The organism is Stappia sp. P2PMeth1, assembly GCF_900185735.1.
Classification (GTDB): Bacteria; Pseudomonadota; Alphaproteobacteria; order Rhizobiales; family Stappiaceae; genus Stappia.
Genome location: NZ_FYAW01000017.1, coordinates 89,750 through 107,827, shown reverse-complemented (window position 1 = coordinate 107,827; position 18,078 = coordinate 89,750). Strand labels below are relative to the sequence as shown.

General features: G+C 68.1%; 17 protein-coding genes. 6 read left to right on the top strand and 11 right to left on the bottom strand.

Annotated features, from left to right (window positions below):
• Together P2PM1_RS09475 and P2PM1_RS09470 are read left to right on the top strand one after the other, a co-directional pair.
• Positions 1-684: an energy-coupling factor ABC transporter permease gene (locus P2PM1_RS09475; protein WP_186398881.1), complete on the top strand. Its 684-nt coding sequence runs from the start codon at positions 1-3 to the stop codon at positions 682-684.
• A gap of 185 nt (positions 685-869) precedes the next feature.
• Positions 870-1,481, top strand: coding sequence for a HupE/UreJ family protein (locus P2PM1_RS09470; protein WP_186398880.1), 612 nt, complete (start codon positions 870-872; stop codon positions 1,479-1,481).
• Between the two features lie 256 nt (positions 1,482-1,737).
• On the opposite strand, the gene P2PM1_RS09465 is transcribed toward P2PM1_RS09470, so the two are convergent.
• The 5 genes from P2PM1_RS09465 to iolC form a co-directional block, all read right to left on the bottom strand.
• Positions 1,738-2,313: a DUF805 domain-containing protein gene (locus tag P2PM1_RS09465; protein WP_256376457.1), complete on the bottom strand. Its 576-nt coding sequence runs from the start codon at positions 2,311-2,313 to the stop codon at positions 1,738-1,740.
• Between the two features lie 138 nt (positions 2,314-2,451).
• Complete coding sequence (gene iolB / locus P2PM1_RS09460) at positions 2,452-3,258, bottom strand: 5-deoxy-glucuronate isomerase (RefSeq protein ID WP_186398878.1); 807 nt, start codon at positions 3,256-3,258, stop codon at positions 2,452-2,454.
• Positions 3,259-3,304: 46 nt separating this feature from the next.
• On the bottom strand, positions 3,305-4,204 hold the full coding sequence (gene iolE / locus P2PM1_RS09455; RefSeq protein ID WP_186398877.1) for a myo-inosose-2 dehydratase: 900 nt from the start codon (positions 4,202-4,204) through the stop codon (positions 3,305-3,307).
• A 36-nt stretch (positions 4,205-4,240) separates the two neighbouring features.
• Positions 4,241-6,076: a 3D-(3,5/4)-trihydroxycyclohexane-1,2-dione acylhydrolase (decyclizing) gene (gene iolD / locus P2PM1_RS09450; RefSeq protein ID WP_186398876.1), complete on the bottom strand. Its 1,836-nt coding sequence runs from the start codon at positions 6,074-6,076 to the stop codon at positions 4,241-4,243.
• A complete protein-coding gene (gene iolC, locus P2PM1_RS09445; protein ID WP_186398875.1) occupies positions 6,073-8,010 on the bottom strand; it encodes a 5-dehydro-2-deoxygluconokinase in 1,938 nt (645 codons plus the stop codon). The genes iolD and iolC overlap by 4 nt, the downstream gene beginning before the upstream one ends.
• A 730-nt stretch (positions 8,011-8,740) precedes the next feature.
• Between iolC and P2PM1_RS09440 the strand changes: the two genes are divergently transcribed.
• Positions 8,741-10,174: a DEAD/DEAH box helicase gene (locus P2PM1_RS09440; RefSeq protein ID WP_186389720.1), complete on the top strand. Its 1,434-nt coding sequence runs from the start codon at positions 8,741-8,743 to the stop codon at positions 10,172-10,174.
• Positions 10,175-10,295: 121 nt separating this feature from the next.
• Here the strand turns inward: P2PM1_RS09440 and P2PM1_RS09435 are convergent, their stop codons facing one another.
• The gene (locus P2PM1_RS09435; protein WP_186398874.1) at positions 10,296-11,144 is read right to left on the bottom strand and encodes a fumarylacetoacetate hydrolase family protein; all 849 of its coding nucleotides are present in this window, start codon (positions 11,142-11,144) and stop codon (positions 10,296-10,298) included.
• Between the two features lie 87 nt (positions 11,145-11,231).
• Positions 11,232-12,359, bottom strand: a complete 1,128-nt coding sequence (locus P2PM1_RS09430) for a Fic family protein (RefSeq protein WP_186398873.1) — start codon at positions 12,357-12,359, stop codon at positions 11,232-11,234.
• Between the two features lie 201 nt (positions 12,360-12,560).
• Here P2PM1_RS09430 and P2PM1_RS09425 point away from each other — a divergent pair, with 201 nt between their 5' ends.
• Positions 12,561-12,953, top strand: coding sequence for a VOC family protein (locus P2PM1_RS09425; RefSeq protein ID WP_186389723.1), 393 nt, complete (start codon positions 12,561-12,563; stop codon positions 12,951-12,953).
• 104 nt (positions 12,954-13,057) lie between these two features.
• On the top strand, positions 13,058-13,189 hold the full coding sequence (locus P2PM1_RS25690; protein WP_256376456.1) for a hypothetical protein: 132 nt from the start codon (positions 13,058-13,060) through the stop codon (positions 13,187-13,189).
• 49 nt (positions 13,190-13,238) lie between these two features.
• Here P2PM1_RS25690 and P2PM1_RS09420 read toward each other — a convergent pair whose 3' ends face one another.
• The gene (locus P2PM1_RS09420) at positions 13,239-13,451 is read right to left on the bottom strand and encodes a hypothetical protein (RefSeq protein WP_186398872.1); all 213 of its coding nucleotides are present in this window, start codon (positions 13,449-13,451) and stop codon (positions 13,239-13,241) included.
• Positions 13,452-13,619: 168 nt separating this feature from the next.
• Complete coding sequence (locus P2PM1_RS09415; protein WP_186398871.1) at positions 13,620-15,110, bottom strand: diguanylate cyclase domain-containing protein; 1,491 nt, start codon at positions 15,108-15,110, stop codon at positions 13,620-13,622.
• A 196-nt stretch (positions 15,111-15,306) separates the two neighbouring features.
• Between P2PM1_RS09415 and P2PM1_RS09410 the strand changes: the two genes are divergently transcribed.
• Positions 15,307-16,326, top strand: a complete 1,020-nt coding sequence (locus P2PM1_RS09410; RefSeq protein ID WP_186398870.1) for a zinc-dependent alcohol dehydrogenase — start codon at positions 15,307-15,309, stop codon at positions 16,324-16,326.
• 9 nt (positions 16,327-16,335) lie between these two features.
• Here the strand turns inward: P2PM1_RS09410 and P2PM1_RS09405 are convergent, their stop codons facing one another.
• The gene (locus P2PM1_RS09405) at positions 16,336-16,881 is read right to left on the bottom strand and encodes an AAA family ATPase (protein ID WP_186398869.1); all 546 of its coding nucleotides are present in this window, start codon (positions 16,879-16,881) and stop codon (positions 16,336-16,338) included.
• Between the two features lie 63 nt (positions 16,882-16,944).
• A complete protein-coding gene (gene paaE / locus P2PM1_RS09400; RefSeq protein ID WP_186398868.1) occupies positions 16,945-18,024 on the bottom strand; it encodes a 1,2-phenylacetyl-CoA epoxidase subunit PaaE in 1,080 nt (359 codons plus the stop codon).
• Positions 18,025-18,078 lie beyond the last annotated feature (54 nt).

The window sequence follows — 18,078 nt, the reverse complement described above, 5'->3', positions numbered from 1 at the left end:
ATGCATATCGAACCCGGCGTCGTCGACGGCGCCAAGATCCTTCTCAGCGTGGCGACCGCCGCCGCCTCCGTCGGCCTGATCGGCAAGATGTCGCTCGACACGATCCGCCGCGACGGCGGCCTTGCCGCCCTCCTCGTCCGCTCGGTGATCGCCACCGCGCTGGTCTTCTGCTTCTTCGAAGTGCTGCCGACCAAGCCGGTCGGCGTCTCCGAGGTCCATATCATTCTCGGCTCGACGCTCTACCTGATGCTCGGCGCCGGTCCCGCCGGCATCGGCCTGGCGCTCGGCCTGCTCACCCAGGGCCTGTTCTTCGCGCCCGACGACCTGCCGCAATACGGCATGAACCTGACGACGCTGATCGTGCCGCTGTTCGCCATGAGCCTCCTGGCGCGCCGCATCATCCCGGCGAAGACCGCCTACAAGGACGTCAGCTACAAGCAGGCGCTGGCCCTTTCCACCAGCTACCAGGGCGGCATCGTCGCCTGGGTGGCGTTCTGGGCGTTCTATGGCGGCGGCTTCAGCGCCGAGAACCTTGCCGATGTCGGCAGCTTCGGCCTCGCCTATCTGACGGTGATCATCGTCGAACCGCTGGTCGACCTTGCCGTGCTCGCCGGCGCCAAGCTGCTCGACAAGGCCCGCACCGGCCTCGTCTTCCAGCAGCGCCTCTACCACGCCGCCGCCTGACGGCGCGCGTCGCCGGCCGCCGCGTGCGGCCGGCGACCTGACAAACTGCCTATCTGCCAAACTGCCAATCTGCCTGACTGAAAACCTGCCTGAAAAGCCTGCCTGACTGAACGACTGACAGGACCTGAAGCAATGGCGCGACCCATTCCGGGGCGCCGGATCGACTTGAGAAAAGGATCGACTGCATGACGAGGTTCACTTTTGCCCGGCGCGCCGCTGCCTTCGCTGCGACCGCCGCCGCCCTGGCGCTCACCGCGACGCCCGCCCTTGCCCATCTCCATCCGGGCGAGCACGGCTCCTTCGCCGCCGGCTTCAGCCATCCGCTGTTCGGCGCCGACCACATCCTGGCGATGGTCGCCGTCGGCCTGTGGGCCTGGCAGATCGGCGGCCGCGCCGTCTATATCGTGCCGGCCGCCTTCGTCGGCACCATGCTGCTCGGCTTCGTCCTGGCGCTGGCCGGCATCGCCCTTCCCTTCGTCGAACCGGCGATCCTTGCCTCGGTCGTCGCGCTCGGCCTGCTGGTGGCGCTCGCCGTGCGGCTGCCGGTTGCCGGCTCGGCCGCCGTCGTTGCCGCCTTCGCCCTGTTCCACGGCCATGCCCATGGCGGCGAGATCGGCGCGGCAACTGAGTTCGCCTATGGCGCCGGCTTCGCCCTCGCCACCGCCCTGCTGCATGCCGCCGGCATCGCGCTCGGCTATGGCCTCGGCAAGCTCGCCTCCTCGCGCGGCAACGCCGTCACGCGGGTGCTCGGCGGCCTGACGGCCCTCGCCGGTGCCGCGCTCGTCCTCGGTGGATAAACCGGTCCGGGCGGCGGGGACAACCTCGCCCCGCCTGCCCCACCTGCCCCGGCGAGGCGCGAAAATCGCCGCGTGAGCCGGCGTGACCACGGGTTTTCTCGATATTGAGAGGCCCGTCTCGAAATCCGGGCCGTTTGAGACGGAATTTTGCAAAATCCGTCTCGAAATTTCTCAAAAAACGGCACCACAAAATAGCTCGGACGAGCGGGACCTCGTCCGGGCGTTTTTTCTCAGGAAATTCAATCCATTGCGCCGGTCAGACAAGCCCTCGACGGCCGAAGGTCGTGCGGGCAGTGCCGCCGCCCGGCGGCACGCGGCGCTTTTCCACCACGACAGGCTGGCCCTGCGGCGGCAGGCCGCTCGCCGACATCGCAGTCCGGCTGCCGCTGCTGCTCTGGCCTGCAGCGTGCCGGCGGATCAACTCGTCGATCTCGTCCGCCGTCAGCCCGGATACTGCCCCGGAGCCTGCGTGGGCCTCGCCGCCCGAGCGCGACGGGCCGAAGCGATTGGCGCCCTGCGTTCCGGGGAAAAACAGGCAGAGCACAAACAGGACCGCCCCGCCGATCAGGGGGACAAAGAGCAGCATATACCACCAGGCGCTGCGGTCGATATCATGCAGTCGGCGCGATGACAGGCAGAAGTTCGCCCAGATCATGGCCAGCCCGATGACGATCATCAGGAGGGACACCCCCAGTGGCATCGGCCCGTACAGTTTCTTGTACGTGACCAAGAAAACGAGACTGCCAAAGGCGATGAGGAAGGTGAGGATCGAGCAGATCAGCCAGTCGATCCGTCCCATGCGCCCCTTCGGGCTGTAGAAATTCTCTAACATGCAATCACCTGCAACCAGAGCGTCAATGGCCGCAAGCTAGCATTGCGCAGGTGAGGACAAAATGACAGTTCTGCGCAATCTGCGATCTCGGTTAACCGGGGACTGCAACCGCTGCCTTTTTGCGGTTCGGCCTCGCTGTTACGCCTTGGCGTCGCGCTGCGCGATCCAGTCGTGGTCTGGGTGGTTCTTGAAGCGCCATTTGCGCAAGGGGCCGGCCATCACGTTCAGATAATACATCTGGTAGCCATAGGGCGCCCCGCAGGGGTGATGCCCTTTCGGGACCAGCACGACGTCGCCGTCCGACACCGCCATCGTCTCGTCGAGGCTGCCGTCCTCGGTGAAGACGCGCTGGATGCCGAAGCCCGTCGCCGGGTCGAGACGGTGGTAATAGGTCTCTTCCAGATAGGTCATGTCGGGGTAGTTGTCCTCGTCATGCCGATGCGGCGGGTAGGACGACCAATGGCCCTGCGGCGTGAAAACCTCCGTCACCAGCAGGCTGTCGGTGACGTCCTTGTCCTCCATCGCGATGGGGTGGATGTAGCGGGTATTGGTGCCCTTGCCGCGCGTCTCGAAACCGATGTTCTCGATCATCCCGGCCGCGTGCCCGCCGCTGCCCGGCGCGGTGCAGACGGCCAGCGTCAGCGCGGTCGTCGCCCTCGCCTCCCAGGTCGAGCCGTTCGGCACATAGAGGCAGTGCGGCGGCTTGCGCTCGAAGACGCTCATCCGCTCGCCCCGCTCGCCGAAGGCGACCCCGCCGGCGCTGAGTTCGGCCCGCCCCTCGACCAGCACCAGGATCGCCTCGCGCTCGCCCGTCGCCTCGCTCGCGCTCTCGCCCGGCGCCAGCCGGTAGAGCGTGAACCCGACATAGGACCAGCCGGCGCTCTGCGGCGTGATGTCGTGCACCTTGCCGTGCTTAGCCGTTGGTTTCACCAGCAGATCAGCCATGGCGTCCCTCTCCCGTCTCGTGTGTGTCGCGGCCCTGCGGCCCGCCTTATCCCCGGTCGAGGCCGGTCTCGCGGGCCATTGCTTTGAGCGCCTTCAGCCCCATCGACTGGTAGGTCACCGGGTCACGAACCTCCGGGTCCTGCTCCGCCTCGATGACCAGCCAGCCCGAATACTCGTGCTTCGCCGCGGTCTTCAGCACCGGCGCGAAATCGACCCCGCCTTCGGGGTCGCCCGGCACGGTGAAGACGCCCCGCCGCACGCCTTCGAGGAAGCTCAGCCCCTCCTCGCGAACCTCTGCCATTACATCCGGGCGCACGTTCTTGGCGTGGATATGTGAAACGCGGCCCATATGCTTTTCAGCGAGCCGCGCCGGATCGCCGCCGCCGAAATAGGCGTGGCCGGTGTCGAGCAGCAGCCGCGTCGCCGGGCCGGTCAGCTCCATCAGCGCGTCGATTTCCTCTTCGCTTTCAACGATGGTGCCCATGTGGTGATGGTAGACGAGGGGCACGCCTTGCGCCGCGCAATGGGCCGCGACCTGCTCCAGATCGGCGCAAAAGGCAGCGAATCGCTCCCGGTCGAGACGGGGCCGGTCGTTGACCGCGACAGTATCGTTGCCGTGGATAGCGTTGGAGGTCTCGCAGGCGATCAGCACCGGCGAGCCCATCGCCTTCAGCCGCGCCAGATGCGCGCCGATCGCCTCGATCTCGGCCTCGGCCGAGCGGGTCAGCAGTTGCAGCGAGTACCAAGCCGAGACGAATTTCAGCCCGTGCGGCGCCAGCGTTTTCGCCAATTCCGCCGGGTCGGTCGGAAACTTGTGGCCATTCTCGATGCCGTCGAAGCCGATCTCGGCGGCCTGCGACAGGCAGGTTTCAAGCGAAATATGGGCGCCGAGGCTCTGGTCGTCGTCGTTGGACCAGGCAATCGGATTGGTGCCGTAGAGGATCATCTGTTGCGCCTTCAAAGGGTCGAAGCGGGGTGAAGACTAGTCGACAAGGTTTTGTTTCTTCAGGGCATTTTCATAAGACGCACGGGCGGAGCGGACCGCATCCCTAGGCGAGACCTCCGGCACCGCAACGTCCCACCAGTGGCCGCCGGCCTCGGTCGTCGCCAGCGGATCGGTGTCGATGACGATGACATGGCTGCGCTCCGACGCCCGCGCCCGCACCAAGGCTGCCTCCAGCCCGGCAATGTCGTCGACCTTCTCGGCGATGGCGCCCATCGATGCGGCGTGGGCGGCGAAGTCGATGTCGCTCGGCACCACATGGCGGGCGGTGTCGAGCAGGTTGTTGAAGCTCTCGCCGCCGGTCGCCCGTTGCAGGCGGTTGATGCAGCCGAAGCCGCGATTGTCGAGCAGCACGACAATGAGCTTGCGGCCCAGCATCACCGAGGTCGCGAGCTCGGAATTCATCATCATATAGGAGCCGTCGCCGACCATGACGACGACCTCGCGCTCGGGCTGCGCCATCTTGGCGCCGAGCCCGCCGGCGATCTCGTAACCCATGCAGGAGAAGCCGTATTCCATGTGATAGCCCATCGGCCAGGAGGCCTTCCAGAGCTTGTGCAGCTCGCCCGGCAGGCCGCCGGACGCGCAGAAAACCACAGCGTTTTCAGCGACATTGCGCTGGACGGCGCCGATCACCTGGGCATCGCTCGGCAGCGCGTTGCCGTCGGGCGGCGGGGCTGTCGCGGCATCCACGGCGGCAATCCAATCACGCTTGAGGTCGGCCGGCGGGGCCGCGAAACGCTTGTCGCCAAGCGCCCGGCTCAGGGCCTCCAGCCCGTCGCGCGCATCGGCGCACAGCGGCACGGCGCCGTGCTTGGCCGCATCGTAGGGCGTGACATTGAGGCTGACGAGCTTGCGGCCCGGCCGGGCGAACAGCGACCAGGACCCGGTCGTGAAGTCCTGGAAGCGGGTGCCGACGCCGATCACCACATCGGCCTCGCGAGCGACCGCATTCGCCGCCGAGGAGCCGGTGACGCCGACCGAGCCGAGATTGAGCGGATGGTCCCAGGCGAGCGCCGACTTGCCGGCCTGGGTCTCGACGACCGGGATGCCATGGTCTTCAGCGAATCGGGCAAGTGCCTGATGTGCAAAGGAATAATGGACGCCGCCGCCGGCGACGATGACCGGACGCTCGGCCGAGGCGAGCAGGCGCGCCACCTCGTCAAGCTCCGCCGGGTCCGGCTGCGGCCGGCGCATGCGCCAGACCTTCGGCGCAAAGAAGCTTTCCGGCCAGTCGAACGCCTCGGTCTGCACGTCCTGGCAGAAGGCCAGGGTGACCGGGCCGCACTCGGCCGGATCGGTCATCGTGCGGAAGGCGCGCGGCAGCGCGGTCAAGAGCTGCTCGGGCCGGGCGATGCGGTCGAAATAGCGCGAGACGGGGCGGAAGCAGTCGTTGACGCTCAAGGTGCCGTCGCCGAAGTCCTCCAATTGCTGCAGCACCGGGTCGGGCGCACGCCCCGCGAAGACGTCGCCGGGCAGGAACAGCACCGGCAGGCGGTTGACATGGGCCATCGCCGCGGCGGTCAGCATGTTGGTGGCGCCGGGGCCGATGGAGGAGGTCACAGCCATCGTCCGGCGGCGGCCGAGCTGTTTGGCATAGGCGATGGCGGCATGGGCCATGCCCTGCTCGTTGTGGCCGCGCCAGGTCGGCAGCTCGTCGCGCACGCCGTAGAGCGCCTCGCCGAGGCCGGCGACATTGCCGTGGCCGAAGATCGCCCAGACGCCGGCGATGAAGGGCACCCCGTCCTCGTTCATCTGCCGGCAGAGATAGCGCACGGTGGCCTGCGCCGCCGTCAGCCGGATGGTGGTGGTCATGCCGCTCTCCCGTCTGCCGCCCTCGCCCGGTCCCAGGCCGCGCAAAGGATCTGGTATTTCGATGCCATCAGCGCGATCGCGCCCTCGTCGTCAAGCGTACCGCTCAGCCAACCCCGCGCCGCCTCGAAGAAAATGGTGCGCCCGACGGCGAAGCCCTTGACCAGCGGGAAGCGCGCGGCCTCGGCGAAGCTCGCCTCCAGCTCCTCCAGCGGCGCGTCGAGACCCAGCACGACGATGCCGCGAACATGCGGATCGTTCTCGGAAATCGCCGCGCAGGTGGCGGCCCAGGCGGCGGCGGAAACGGACGGCTCCAGCTTCCACCAGTCGGGATAGACGCCGATCTCGTAGAAGCGGCGAATGAGGGCGGCGGTGGTGTCGTCGCCGACCGGCCCGACCTTCGACGGGATCACCTCCAGCAGGAATTCAAGTCCATTGGCGCGGGCCGCCCGCGCCAGCCGCAGCACCGTCGCTTCCTGACCCGCGCGCATCGCCTCGTCGTCATCCGGATGGCAGAAGCACAGGACCTTGACCACATGGTCGGCCGGCCATTCGGCAAGGCCGGTACCGTAATCCGGGCCGATCTCCAGCTCCAGCGGCCGCGAGCCGGGCAGTTCCACCGGACGGCCGATCCACAGGCCAGTGCCGGCGGCGGCGAACAGCGCCGCCTCGCCGAGCCGGCCGTCGCTCAGGATGCCGTAGCCGGGCCGGCCGGCCTGCACCCGGCGGGCGGCGGCAAGGCAGAGCGTCTTGAAGGCGGGAATCCGGGCCGGATCGGCGCCGAGCTCGGCGGCGAGATCCTCGAGCTGCTTGCGGTGGTCGAAGGCGAAGACGCGCATTTGCGGCCAGTCGCCCTTGCGGGTGGTCGACCAGTGGATCTGCTCCAGCTCCGCATCCTTGCGCAGCGCCGGCACGCGCACGCCGCGCTGCAGGAAGAAACACAGCTCCTCCCAGCTCGGATAGGACGGCGTGCAGCCGTGGCGCGAGACGGCGAGCGCGCCGCAGGCATTGGCATAGGTGAGCGCCCGCTCCCAGCCCTCGTCGCGCAGCCAGCCGCGCAACAGGCCGGACATGAAGCCGTCGCCCGCGCCCAGCACGTTGAACACCTCGATGGGAAAGCCGGGGCCGGAGACGCCCTTGTCGAGATCATCGGCAATATCGCCCTCGAAGGCGACGGCGCCCATCGGCCCGCGCTTGCACACCAGCGTTGCGGCCGAGATCGCCCGCACGGCACGGAGGGCTGCCAGCGTGTCGGTGCTGCCGCCGGCGATGTGAAACTCCTCCTCCGTGCCGACGATCAGGTCGAAGAGAGGAAGATGCGACTGCAGCTTGGCGGTGACGGCGCGCGATTCGATGAAGCGGCTTTCGCCGGCACCGTGCCCGGCAAGACCCCAGAGATTGGGCCGATAGTCGATGTCGAGCGCGGTGCGGGCGCCGTTTTCGCGGGCAAGGCGCAGCGCCTTCAGCACCGCCGCCTCGGTGCGCGGGTTCGACAGATGGGTGCCGGTGACGGTGACGCAGCCGGCCTCGGCGATGAAGGCCGGGTCGATGTCGCCTTCCTCCAGCGCCATGTCGGCGCAGTTCTCGCGGTAGAAGATCAGCGGAAACTGCTCGCGGTCGCGAATGCCCAGGAGCACGAGCGCGGTCAGCCGCTCGGGATCGGTCTTGACGCCGCGCACGTCGACGCCCTCGCGCACCAGTTCCTCACGGATGAAGCGGCCCATGTGCTCGTCGCCGACGCGGGTGATAAGCGCGGAGCGCAGGCCCAGCCGGGCGGTGCCGGCGGCCATGTTGGTGGGCGAGCCGCCGATATACTTGGCGAATCCGCGCATGTCCTCCAGCCGGCCGCCGACCTGGGCGCCGTAGAGGTCGACCGAGGCGCGGCCGATGGTGATGACATCGAGCGGCCGCGCGTCCCGGCCCTGCTGCGAACTCATGGCAACCTCTCCCCGCCTGACCGATCCGGCCGATCGTCTCCGCACAGGTCCCGTCGTCCGACGCCGGCAGAGTCAAAACGGAACATAAATTCCATTTTCGCCCTTCGCAACCGCTTTGTCGAGCGAAAGCCACGCGGCGGATAGGTGGCAAAGCGCGGACGCCGCAGGCAAGGACGGCGCGGGCGGACACCGGCCCTTGAGGTTTTCCAGTTTGTTCCCAACACGCTAAGGAGATCTGCCGATCACGCTGACGCGCCCCCGCCGGCGGCGTGGCTGCACTGGCGGATCGCCTCGGGCGGCGGCGTCGACGAACGGGAGGATCTGGCCGGTGCACCGGTTTTCCGCTGGCAAAGACCCAGGCGACGGAGGGCACTCGCCCGCTTGCACAGGCGTGCAGCGTCTTCATATGGAATTTTTGTTCCAAATCGTATCGATCGGTTCCGCGCATGGTCCCGACGGCGATTTTCGTTGCAACGCAACATCAAACGTGGTCTATGCGTGGCAACGGCGTCCGCGTGGAGACACGAGCCTTTCGTGACCGGCGCCCCGACGCAACCTTCCTCCCGATCGTTGCCGACACCAAGCGCTGCTATCCGAGCGGCGGGCGACAAGGCCCGTTTCCGATGCCGGCGCCCCTCAAGGCAGCTCATCTGCGCAAGCTCCCTTCCCGACTGACACGGACCGCGACCGCGCGCCCATGATGGCGTGCCGGCGCGAGCAAGGAGTCCGCTTGACCACGTTCAACGACCTCGGCCTCGCCGAGCCGATCCTCAAGGCCCTTGTGGCCGAGGGCTATACCTCCCCGACGCCGATCCAGGCGCAGGGCATTCCCGCAATTCTGTCGGGCGCCGACGTGCTGGGCCTCGCCCAGACCGGCACCGGCAAGACCGCATCCTTCGTGCTGCCGCTGCTCCACCGCATCGTCGAGCAGGCCAGCCGGCCCGAGCCGAAGACCTGCGGCGCGCTGATTCTCGCGCCGACGCGCGAGCTCGCCGCCCAGATCGCCGACAGCATCCGCGCCTATGGGCAGAAGGTGCGCCATTCGGCCACCGTCGTCGTCGGCGGCGTCCGTCCCTTCCCGCAGGTGCGCAACATGGCGCGCGGCGTCGACATTCTCGTCGCAACGCCGGGCCGCCTGATCGACCATATGCAGGGCGGCGCCATCCGTCTCGACAAGACCACGACCGTGGTGCTGGACGAGGCCGACCACATGCTCGACCTCGGCTTCCTGCCGGCGATCCGCCAGATCCTGGCGAGCCTGCCGCGCGACCGCCAGACGGTGCTGCTGTCGGCGACCATGCCGAAGCCGATCCGCGCGCTGGCCGAGGACTTCCTGAACAACCCGCAGGAGATCGCGGTGGCTCCGGCCTCCAAGCCGATCGAACGCATCGAGCAGAAGGTTCTCCTGATCGAGCGCGACGCCAAGCGCCAGGCGCTGGTCGACGTGCTGCGCGACGACGAGATGGACCGCGCCATCGTCTTCACCCGCACCAAGCATGGCGCCGACAAGGTCACCAAGCAGTTGGAGCAGGCCGGCATCCAGGCCGCGGCGATCCATGGCAACAAGAGCCAGAGCCAGCGCCAGAAGGCGCTCGACAACTTCCGCTCCGGCCGCACGCCGGTGCTGGTGGCGACCGACATCGCCGCGCGCGGCATCGATGTCGACGGCGTCTCGCATGTCGTCAACTACGAGCTGCCGAACGTGCCGGAGGCCTATGTGCACCGGATCGGCCGCACCGCGCGCGCCGGCAAGAGCGGCATCGCCGTCTCGTTCTGCGACCGCGAGGAGCGTCCGTTCCTGCGCGACATCGAGAAGCTGATCGGCAAGGTGCTGGTGGAGCGCGAGGACGACGGCCCGGCACCGCGCAAGCAGTCGCGCGGCGGCGGCGGCCGTGGTCAGCAGCAGCAGCAGCGCCAGCCCTTCCGCCCGCGCGGCGAAGGCGGCGGCCGTGAGGACGGTCGCGGCGAGGCCCGTGGCTTCCGCGGCAATGGCAACGGCAATGGCGGTGCCCGCAAGGACAAGCCGGCCGGCCATGGCCAGCATGAGGGACGCAGCGACGGCTTCCGTGGCGGCCAGCAGCAGCGCAACGCCCGCCCGCAGGGCGCCAAGCCGCGCGACCACAGCGGCGAGCGCGGCCGTGTCCGCTCGTTCCAGCCCGCGTAACGCGGCAACGCCGAACCACGCTTGAAAACGAACGCCGGCGCGGGAGCCTCCCGCGCCGGCGTTTTGCGTTTCGGCGTTTTGCGTTTCGGCGGCTTTGGTCCAGGGGCCGCCCCTTCCCGCTTCAGTCGGCGGCGCGCACGAGCTGAGTCTGGGTGCCGAGGCCATCGATGCCGAGCGCCAGCCGGTCGCCGGCTTTCAGATAGACCGGCGACGGCTTGATGCCCATGCCGACGCCCGGCGGCGTGCCGGTGGAGATGACGTCGCCCGGATGCAGGCTCATCATCTGCGACAGGTAGGAGATCACTTTCGCCACGCCGAAGATCATGGTGGCGGTGGAGCCGGTCTGCATGCGCGTGCCGTTGAGATCGAGCCACAAGGACAGCGCCTGCGGGTCGGCCACCTCGTCGCGGGTGACGAGCCAGGGCCCCAGCGGGCCGAACGTGTCGGCCGACTTGCCCTTGGTCCACTGGCCGGCGCGCTTGATCTGGAAGTCGCGCTCGGAGACGTCGTTGGCGACGCAGTAACCCGCGACATGGGAGAGCGCCTCGGCCTCCGACACGTATTTCGCATGGCGGCCGATGACGACGGCAAGCTCCACCTCCCAGTCGGTGGCGACCGAACCGCGCGGCAGTTCGATCCCGTCGTCGGGGCCGCAGATCGCCGAGGTCGCCTTCATGAAAACGATGGGCTCGGGTGGCACGTCGAGGCCGGATTCGGCCGCATGGTCGGAATAGTTGAGGCCGATGCAGACGAACTTGCCGACCCCGCCGACGCAGGGACCGATGCGCGCCCCCTCCTCCACCAGCGGCAGCGTGGCCGGATCGAGCGCGGCAATGCGGGCCAGCCCCTCGTCGGAAAGGGTCGCGCCGGCGATATCCTCGACATGGGCGGACAGGTCGCGGATGCGGCCTTGCGCATCGACAAGGCCGGGGCGTTCAGCACCGGCGGGTCCATAGCGGACGAGTTTCATCAAAGGTCTCCTCAGGTGAGCGTGCAAACGGCGTCGCGCGATCATAGGCGGTTGAGGCAAAACGGCAATCGCCGCACGGGTCCGATCTCAGCGGCGCTCCGGCAAGGCATCCGGCGGGACCAGCGAATAGCTGGTCGAGCGGCCGCCGCCGGGATCGCGGGTGAGGATGCCGCGGGCGACGAGGTCGGTGATGTCGCGCAGCGCCGTATCGGGCGAGGTCTTCGTCAGCCTCGCCCATTTCGACGAGGTGAGCTTGCCGTCGAAGCCGTCGAGCAGCCGGTTCAGCACCTTGCGCTGGCGTTCACTGAGAGGTTCGCCGGCCAGCGCCTGCCAGAACGCCGCCTTGCGCAGCACGTCCTCGAGAATGCCGGCGGACTCATCGAGCGCGCGGTCGAGACAGGCGAGAAACCACAGCAGCCAGGGCGTGATGTCGAGGTCGCCCTTCTGGGTGCGCTCGAGGATCTCGTAATAGCCCTTGCGGTCCTGGCGGATCTGCGAGGAGAGGCTGTAGAAGCGCTGGCCGCTGCCTTCGGAGCGGGCAAGCGCCATGTCGCCGATGGCGCGCGCGATGCGGCCGTTGCCGTCCTCGAACGGGTGGATGGTGACGAACCACAGATGCGCGAGCGCCGCCCGCAGGACGGGATCGAGCCGGTCCGGGCTGTCGAACCAGTCGAGAAAAGCCTCCATCTCCGCCGCGACACGGGCAGCGGGCGGCGCCTCGAAATGGACCTTCTCGCGGCCGAAGGGGCCCGAGACGACCTGCATCGGGCCGGCCGCCTCGTCGCGCCAGCGGCCGACGGCGATGCGCAGCAGGCCGCTGCGGCCCGTCGGGAACAATGCCGCATGCCAGGCGAACAGGCGCTCGCTGGTCAGCGGCGCCTCGAACGCGCCGACCGCGTCCAGCGTCATCTCGACGACGCCCTCGACAGTGCGGTCGACCGGCGGCAGGCCGCCGATATCCATGCCGAGCCGGCGGGCGATGGAGGAGCGGACCTGACTGCGCTCCAGGATCTCGCCCTCGATCTCGCTCGACTTGACGACATCGGCCGTCAGGGTCTCCAGAACCGCCTCGGCGCGCAGTGCGAAGCCGAGCGCGTCCATGCGCCCGGTGAGCCGGCCCTGCCGGTGACGGACCGCCGCCAGCGGGCCGGAGACCGAAGCATGGTCGAAGCGAAACGTTGGCCAGTCGCCGAGCTGATGGATATAGGTCGCCATTTACCGCATCCTTTGCGGCGAATATACCGCACATTCGCCGCAACCGCAATTATTCGGCGCAAATCTTGCGGAGATAGGACCTCCTAATCACCGCAAGAGCAGGGCGTGCGGATCCCCGCACCACCCTTGCGAGTGATCGCTGCGACCTGCATTGTAGCCGGGCGAAACCCAAAGACCCCCGACAGCGACAGGGCCCCGCAGATGACCAGAGCACTCACCCACCTGATGTTTCAAGGCCATGCTCGCGCGGCACTCCGAACCTATGAGGCGGTGTTTCCGGATTTCACCATCGAAATGCTGGAACTCAACGACGAGAACACCGCTGCGGCCGGAACGGTGCGCATGGCAAAGGTATCGTTTGCCGGCCAGCGCCTCATCGTGATCGACAGCCCGATCCCGCACGACTTCGACTTCACGCCGTCCATGTCGCTGTTCGTCGAGATGGATAGCGTCGACGCACTGGACGGGGCCTTCGCCCAGCTTGCTGACGGCGGCACGGTCTTGATGCCGCCGGACAATTATGGCTTCAGCGACCGTTTCGGCTGGCTGACGGACCGGTTTGGCCTCTCCTGGCAACTGTCCCTGCCGCTATGAAGCACTCGGCCAAAGATTGCGAAGCAGCCCACCGGGCAACGCTGCCGCAGCGAGGCGGCCAAGGAGAGGGGCAGAGAGGACGGCGAAGCGGGCGGAGATGTGAGATGCCTGTTCTTGTCTTCGCAGTGTCGCTGCTGCTCGCCGCCTGCGCCTCGCCGCCGCCTGCAGACACCCATGTCTGTACCGAGACCCCGACCGGACTGGCCGAATGCCACCTGATCGAGCCGGCGCCGTAGGGCGACATTTCCAGCCCGACGCGAACGGCAGGCGAGAAGGGTCGGCGCGTCAGCCGCGCTGGCGGCGGCCGAGATAGATCAGAAACACGCCCAGGGCGACCGGCAGAAACAGATACTCGATCGTCTCCAGGGTGAAGCGCGGAAGAACCCTGCTGCAGCCGCTGGTGTTCATCTCGCAGCCGAAGCGATCGAGAAGCCACCAGATCCCGATGGCGGCAACGATGATGCCGATGCCGATGATCCGCAGAATACGCCGCCCCATGTCCGCTCCCATGTCCGCTCGTCCTTGACCGGTGACTGACAGGCCCACCGGACCCGCGCAAGGAAGGCCGGCCCCTCCGCCGGGCCACGTCCACATCCCCAATGCGGGACCGTGCAGCAAAAGAGGCAATCCGACAAGGGGTTCGCCCGGGCGCCTGCGCCGCGCCGGCTATGCGGCCGGGCGCGGCGGGCCGATGCCGGAGGGCTCCGGCGAGGCTGGCTCCGCCGGACCGGTGGCAAACCATGTCCGGCCGCGCCCTTCCCGCTTCGACCGGTACAGCGCCTCGTCGGCACTGCGGATGACCGTTCTGGAGGTCAGCGCGTCGTCCGGCCACCAGGCAACGCCGATGCTGGCGCCCACAGTGGCGCTGCCGCCCTCGAAGACGATTTCCGAACAGATGCCGGCAACGATGCGCTCGCACAGCGCCAGCACCGATCCACGGTCGAGCCCCTCGCGCAACAGCACGATGAACTCGTCGCCGCCGACCCGCGCGGCCATGCCGCGATCCCCGACCGCCGCCAGGATGCGACTGGCGACGGTCCGGATCACCAGATCTCCGACCGGATGGCCCCAGGTGTCGTTGACCTCCTTGAAACGGTCGAGGTCGATGCACAGGACCGCGCAGCGTTGCTGCTCGCTGTGCTGCAGCACCTGTTCGATCTCGCGTTCGAACTGCGCCCGGTTGGGCAGGCCGGTCAGGGCATCGTGATGGGCGAGAAAGCGGTTGCGCTCCTCGCTCTGCTGCAGGCGCAACAGGCTGCTGCCGAACCGCAGGGCGACGAAGCCGAGGGCGATGGCGACCAGCAGCAGCCCCCCGGCGAGAAGCGGCAGCGCCTGGCGCCAGATCACCGATGAGGGATAGGTCCGCATCCAGGTCACGGCGATTGCATCGGCGCCCCTGCTGCGCCCGACCCGGATCCAGTCGGCATCGGCCGGCACGTCGGCTGCCGGGAGAATGGCGAAATCCTGCAGGCCGAGCTTGCGGCCGATCTCCGAAAGGATCGGAGCGGACAGCGGCTTGAAGGTCAGCAGAATGTTGGCGTGGCCGTCAGGCAGCAGCGCGTCGTCGTCGGGCACGATGGCCTGGGCGACGATCATGGTGAGCTGGCCGTCGACGGGACGGATATCCGACACGAAGAGCGGCTGGTGGGACCGCACCGGATTGTAAGCCACCCTGAAGCCGCCGCCGGCCGGCTGCCGGTGCGTCTTGTAGGCGTCCCGCGCGAGCGCGACCAGGTCGGCGGCCAGTTCCACATACTTCACCGCCTCCGCCTCGGCGCGGACGTCCTCCTCGAAGATCAGCAGGCGAGGATTGCCGTCCGGCCCGACGATGACCGTGGTCTGGATGCCGAAATCCTCCCAGTGCCACTCGATGATCTCGTCGCGGACGAAGTCCCAGTCGATATGCGCGATCAGCGCGCGCACCGCCTCATCCCAGTGGGAAATGCGCGCCTGATCGAACACCAAGATCTCGACCTGGCGGTCGATCTCGTTGCGCACCAGATGGCGTTCGTCCCCGGCGCGGACATCGTCGGCAATGCGTCCGGCGCTGCCGAGCGTATGGGTGTTGGACAGCGCGAAGGCGATGACGACGGCCACGCAAAGGAGATAGACCGCAACCTTGAGGTTGCGTTTCCCCGTGTCCAGCCAGTGCGCCATTGATGGATTTCCCGTATTCTGCATGCGGCGACACTGGCAGGAAGACTTGAATCTTCGGCTAACCGACGTGGTTCCCGCCTCGTTAACGGCATCGCAACTGCGTCGACGTTGGAGCTTGATCTCGCGCAACGCGGGTCCTGCCTTGCTGTTCCACAATGTCGCCCGGCTGGGAAGGAATACGGCAACGGGGAGTCCAATGGGAAAGACGATGAAAGCCGCTGTGGTGCGCGCCTTCGGCGCGCCGCTCGACATTTGCGAGGTGACCAAACCGGAAGTGGCGCCCGGTAAGATCGTGGTGAAGATCGCCGCCAGCGGCGTCTGCCACACCGACCTGCACGCGGCCGAGGGCGACTGGCCGGTCAAGCCGCAGCCGCCCTTCATCCCGGGCCATGAGGGCGTCGGCACGGTCGCCGCCGTCGGGGCCGGCGTCACCAGCGTCAAGGAAGGCGACCGGGTCGGCGTGCCGTGGCTGCACACCGCCTGCGGCCATTGCCGACATTGCGTCGGCGGCTGGGAAACCCTGTGCTGCGACCAGCAGAACACCGGCTACAGCGTCAATGGCGGTTTCGCCGACTATGTGCTGGCCGATCCCAACTATGTCGGCCACCTGCCGGACGGGCTCGCCTTCGCGCCGGCCGCCCCGGTGCTGTGCGCCGGCGTCACGGTCTACAAGGGGCTGAAGGAGACCGAGGCGAAGCCCGGCCAGACCGTCGTCATCGTCGGTATCGGCGGGCTCGGCCACATGGCCGTGCAATATGCCAAGGCGATGGGAATGCATGTCATCGCCGTCGACATTTCCGAGGAGAAGCTGGCGCTGGCCCGCGCCCTCGGCGCCGACATGGCGTTCAACGCGCTGACCGAGGATGCGGTCGCCGAAGTGCAGAAAGGCGGCGGCGCGGAAGGCGTGCTGGTGACGGCGGTGTCGCCGAAGTCGTTCAGCCAGGGCTTCGCCATGCTCGGGCGCGGCGGCACGATGAGCCTCGTCGGCCTGCCGCCCGGCGACTTCCCGCTGCCGATCTTCGACACCGTGCTGACGCGCAAGACGATCCGCGGCTCCATCGTCGGCACCCGCAACGATCTCGCCGAATCGCTGGCCTTCGCCGCCGAAGGCAAGGTCGCCGCGCATTACTCCACGGATCGGCTGGAGAACGTCAACGCGATCTTCGACACGATGCGCGCCGGCAAGATCGACGGCCGCGTGGTGATGGAGATCTGAGAAAGCCGCTCAGCCGCGCTCCAGCGCGGCGAGCATGAACGAAGCGCGCTCGGCGACCGGGGCTTTCGGCAGCAGCCGGGTCTCGTAGCCGAGCGCGGGCAATTCGTTCGCCAGCCGCTCGTATTCTTCGGTCGCGGCGGCAAACCCGTGCCGGCGCTCGGCATCGCCCGCGTGGATCTCCGGCCAGGGCGGCGCCAGAAACACCAGCGGGCGATAGCGGTAGCGGCGGGCGAGCGGTGCAAGCACCCTGCGCCCGGTCGCGACCTGGAAGGCCGAGGCGGCGTCGATCACGCCGCGGTCGAAGAAGATCCAGCCCTCATCACCTGGCCGGCCATGCGCGCGGCGCCAGTCGGCGACGGCCATGCGGATCGCCCGCCGGGCAAAGGCCGCAAGGTCGATCCAGGGCAGTGCGCTGCCCTCTCCCGCCAGTTCCTCGCGGACAATACGCCGGCCGGGTTCTTCCACCGTGCGGTGGCCGCGGCGGGCAAGCTCTTCGATCAATGTGGACTTGCCGCCGCCGGAACAGCCGGTGACGAGCACGAAACGCTGATGCATGGGAAGGCTCTCTTGGGGGAAACGGGGACGGCGCATCGCGCGCCCTGCCCCGCTCCCTGGAGCCTACATCGCGTCGTAGTCGAGCACCACCGTGTCGGAGACCGGGCGCGACTGGCAGGTGAGGACGAAGCCGGCCTCGATCTCCCAGGGCTCGAGCGAATAGTTCACCGCCATGTCGACCTCGCCGGCCTCGACCTTGGCGCGGCAGGTGCAGCACATGCCGCCCTTGCAGGAATAGGGAACCTCGACGCCCGCACGCATCGCCGCATCGATGATGGTCTCGCCGGCGGCAACCGGAACCGTGACGCGGGCGCCGTCGATGATCAGCTCCGCGCGCGCCGCATGGGCGGTCTCGGCGGTCCTGTTGGCGGGCTTTGCCGCATGCGGGGCCGAGCCGTCGGCCGGCGTGAAGAACTCGCGGTGGATGCGCTCGCCCGCCACGCCGAGGCGCGACAGCACTTCGCTCGCCGTCTCGATCATCTCGCCCGGACCGCAGAGGAAGACGCCATCCGCCTCCGCCACCGGCAGCACATGGGTGAACAGGTGCTCCAGCTTTTCCGCGTCCAGCCGGCCGGAGAGGATCTCCACGTCCTGGGTCTCGCGCGACAGCACATGGAACACGCCGAAGCGGGTCGGGAAGAGGTCCTTCAGGTCCTCGATCTCTTCCTTGAAGATAATCGTCTGGGCGCTGCGGTTGCCGTAGAACAGGAAGAACTCGCTCTCCGGCTCGCGCGTCAGCACGGTGCGGATCATCGCCAGCACCGGCGTGATGCCGGAGCCGGCGGCGACCGCGACGAGCTGGCGCGGGCCACCCTGATGCGCCGGCAGGACGAAGCGGCCCGAGGGGGTCATCACGTCGATCTCGTCGCCGGCCGCCACGTTTTCGTTGGCGAAGGCGGAAAAGACGCCGCCGTCGATCTTCTTCACCGCGACGCGCAGCTCGCCGTCATCCTCGCCGGCGCAGATCGAATAGGACCGGCGCACTTCCTCGCCGCCGATCACCGCGCGCAGGGTGAGATACTGGCCGGCGGCGAAGCGATAGGCCTCACGCAGGCTCTCCGGCACGTCGAAGGAAATCGACACGGCCTCAGGCGTCTCGCGCCTCACTTCGCGGACCTTCAGCGCATGAAATCTCGGCGACATGCGGTTCTCCCTCAAAAGCTTCCGGCGGCATCCGTGGCCTGCCGGACAAGACGC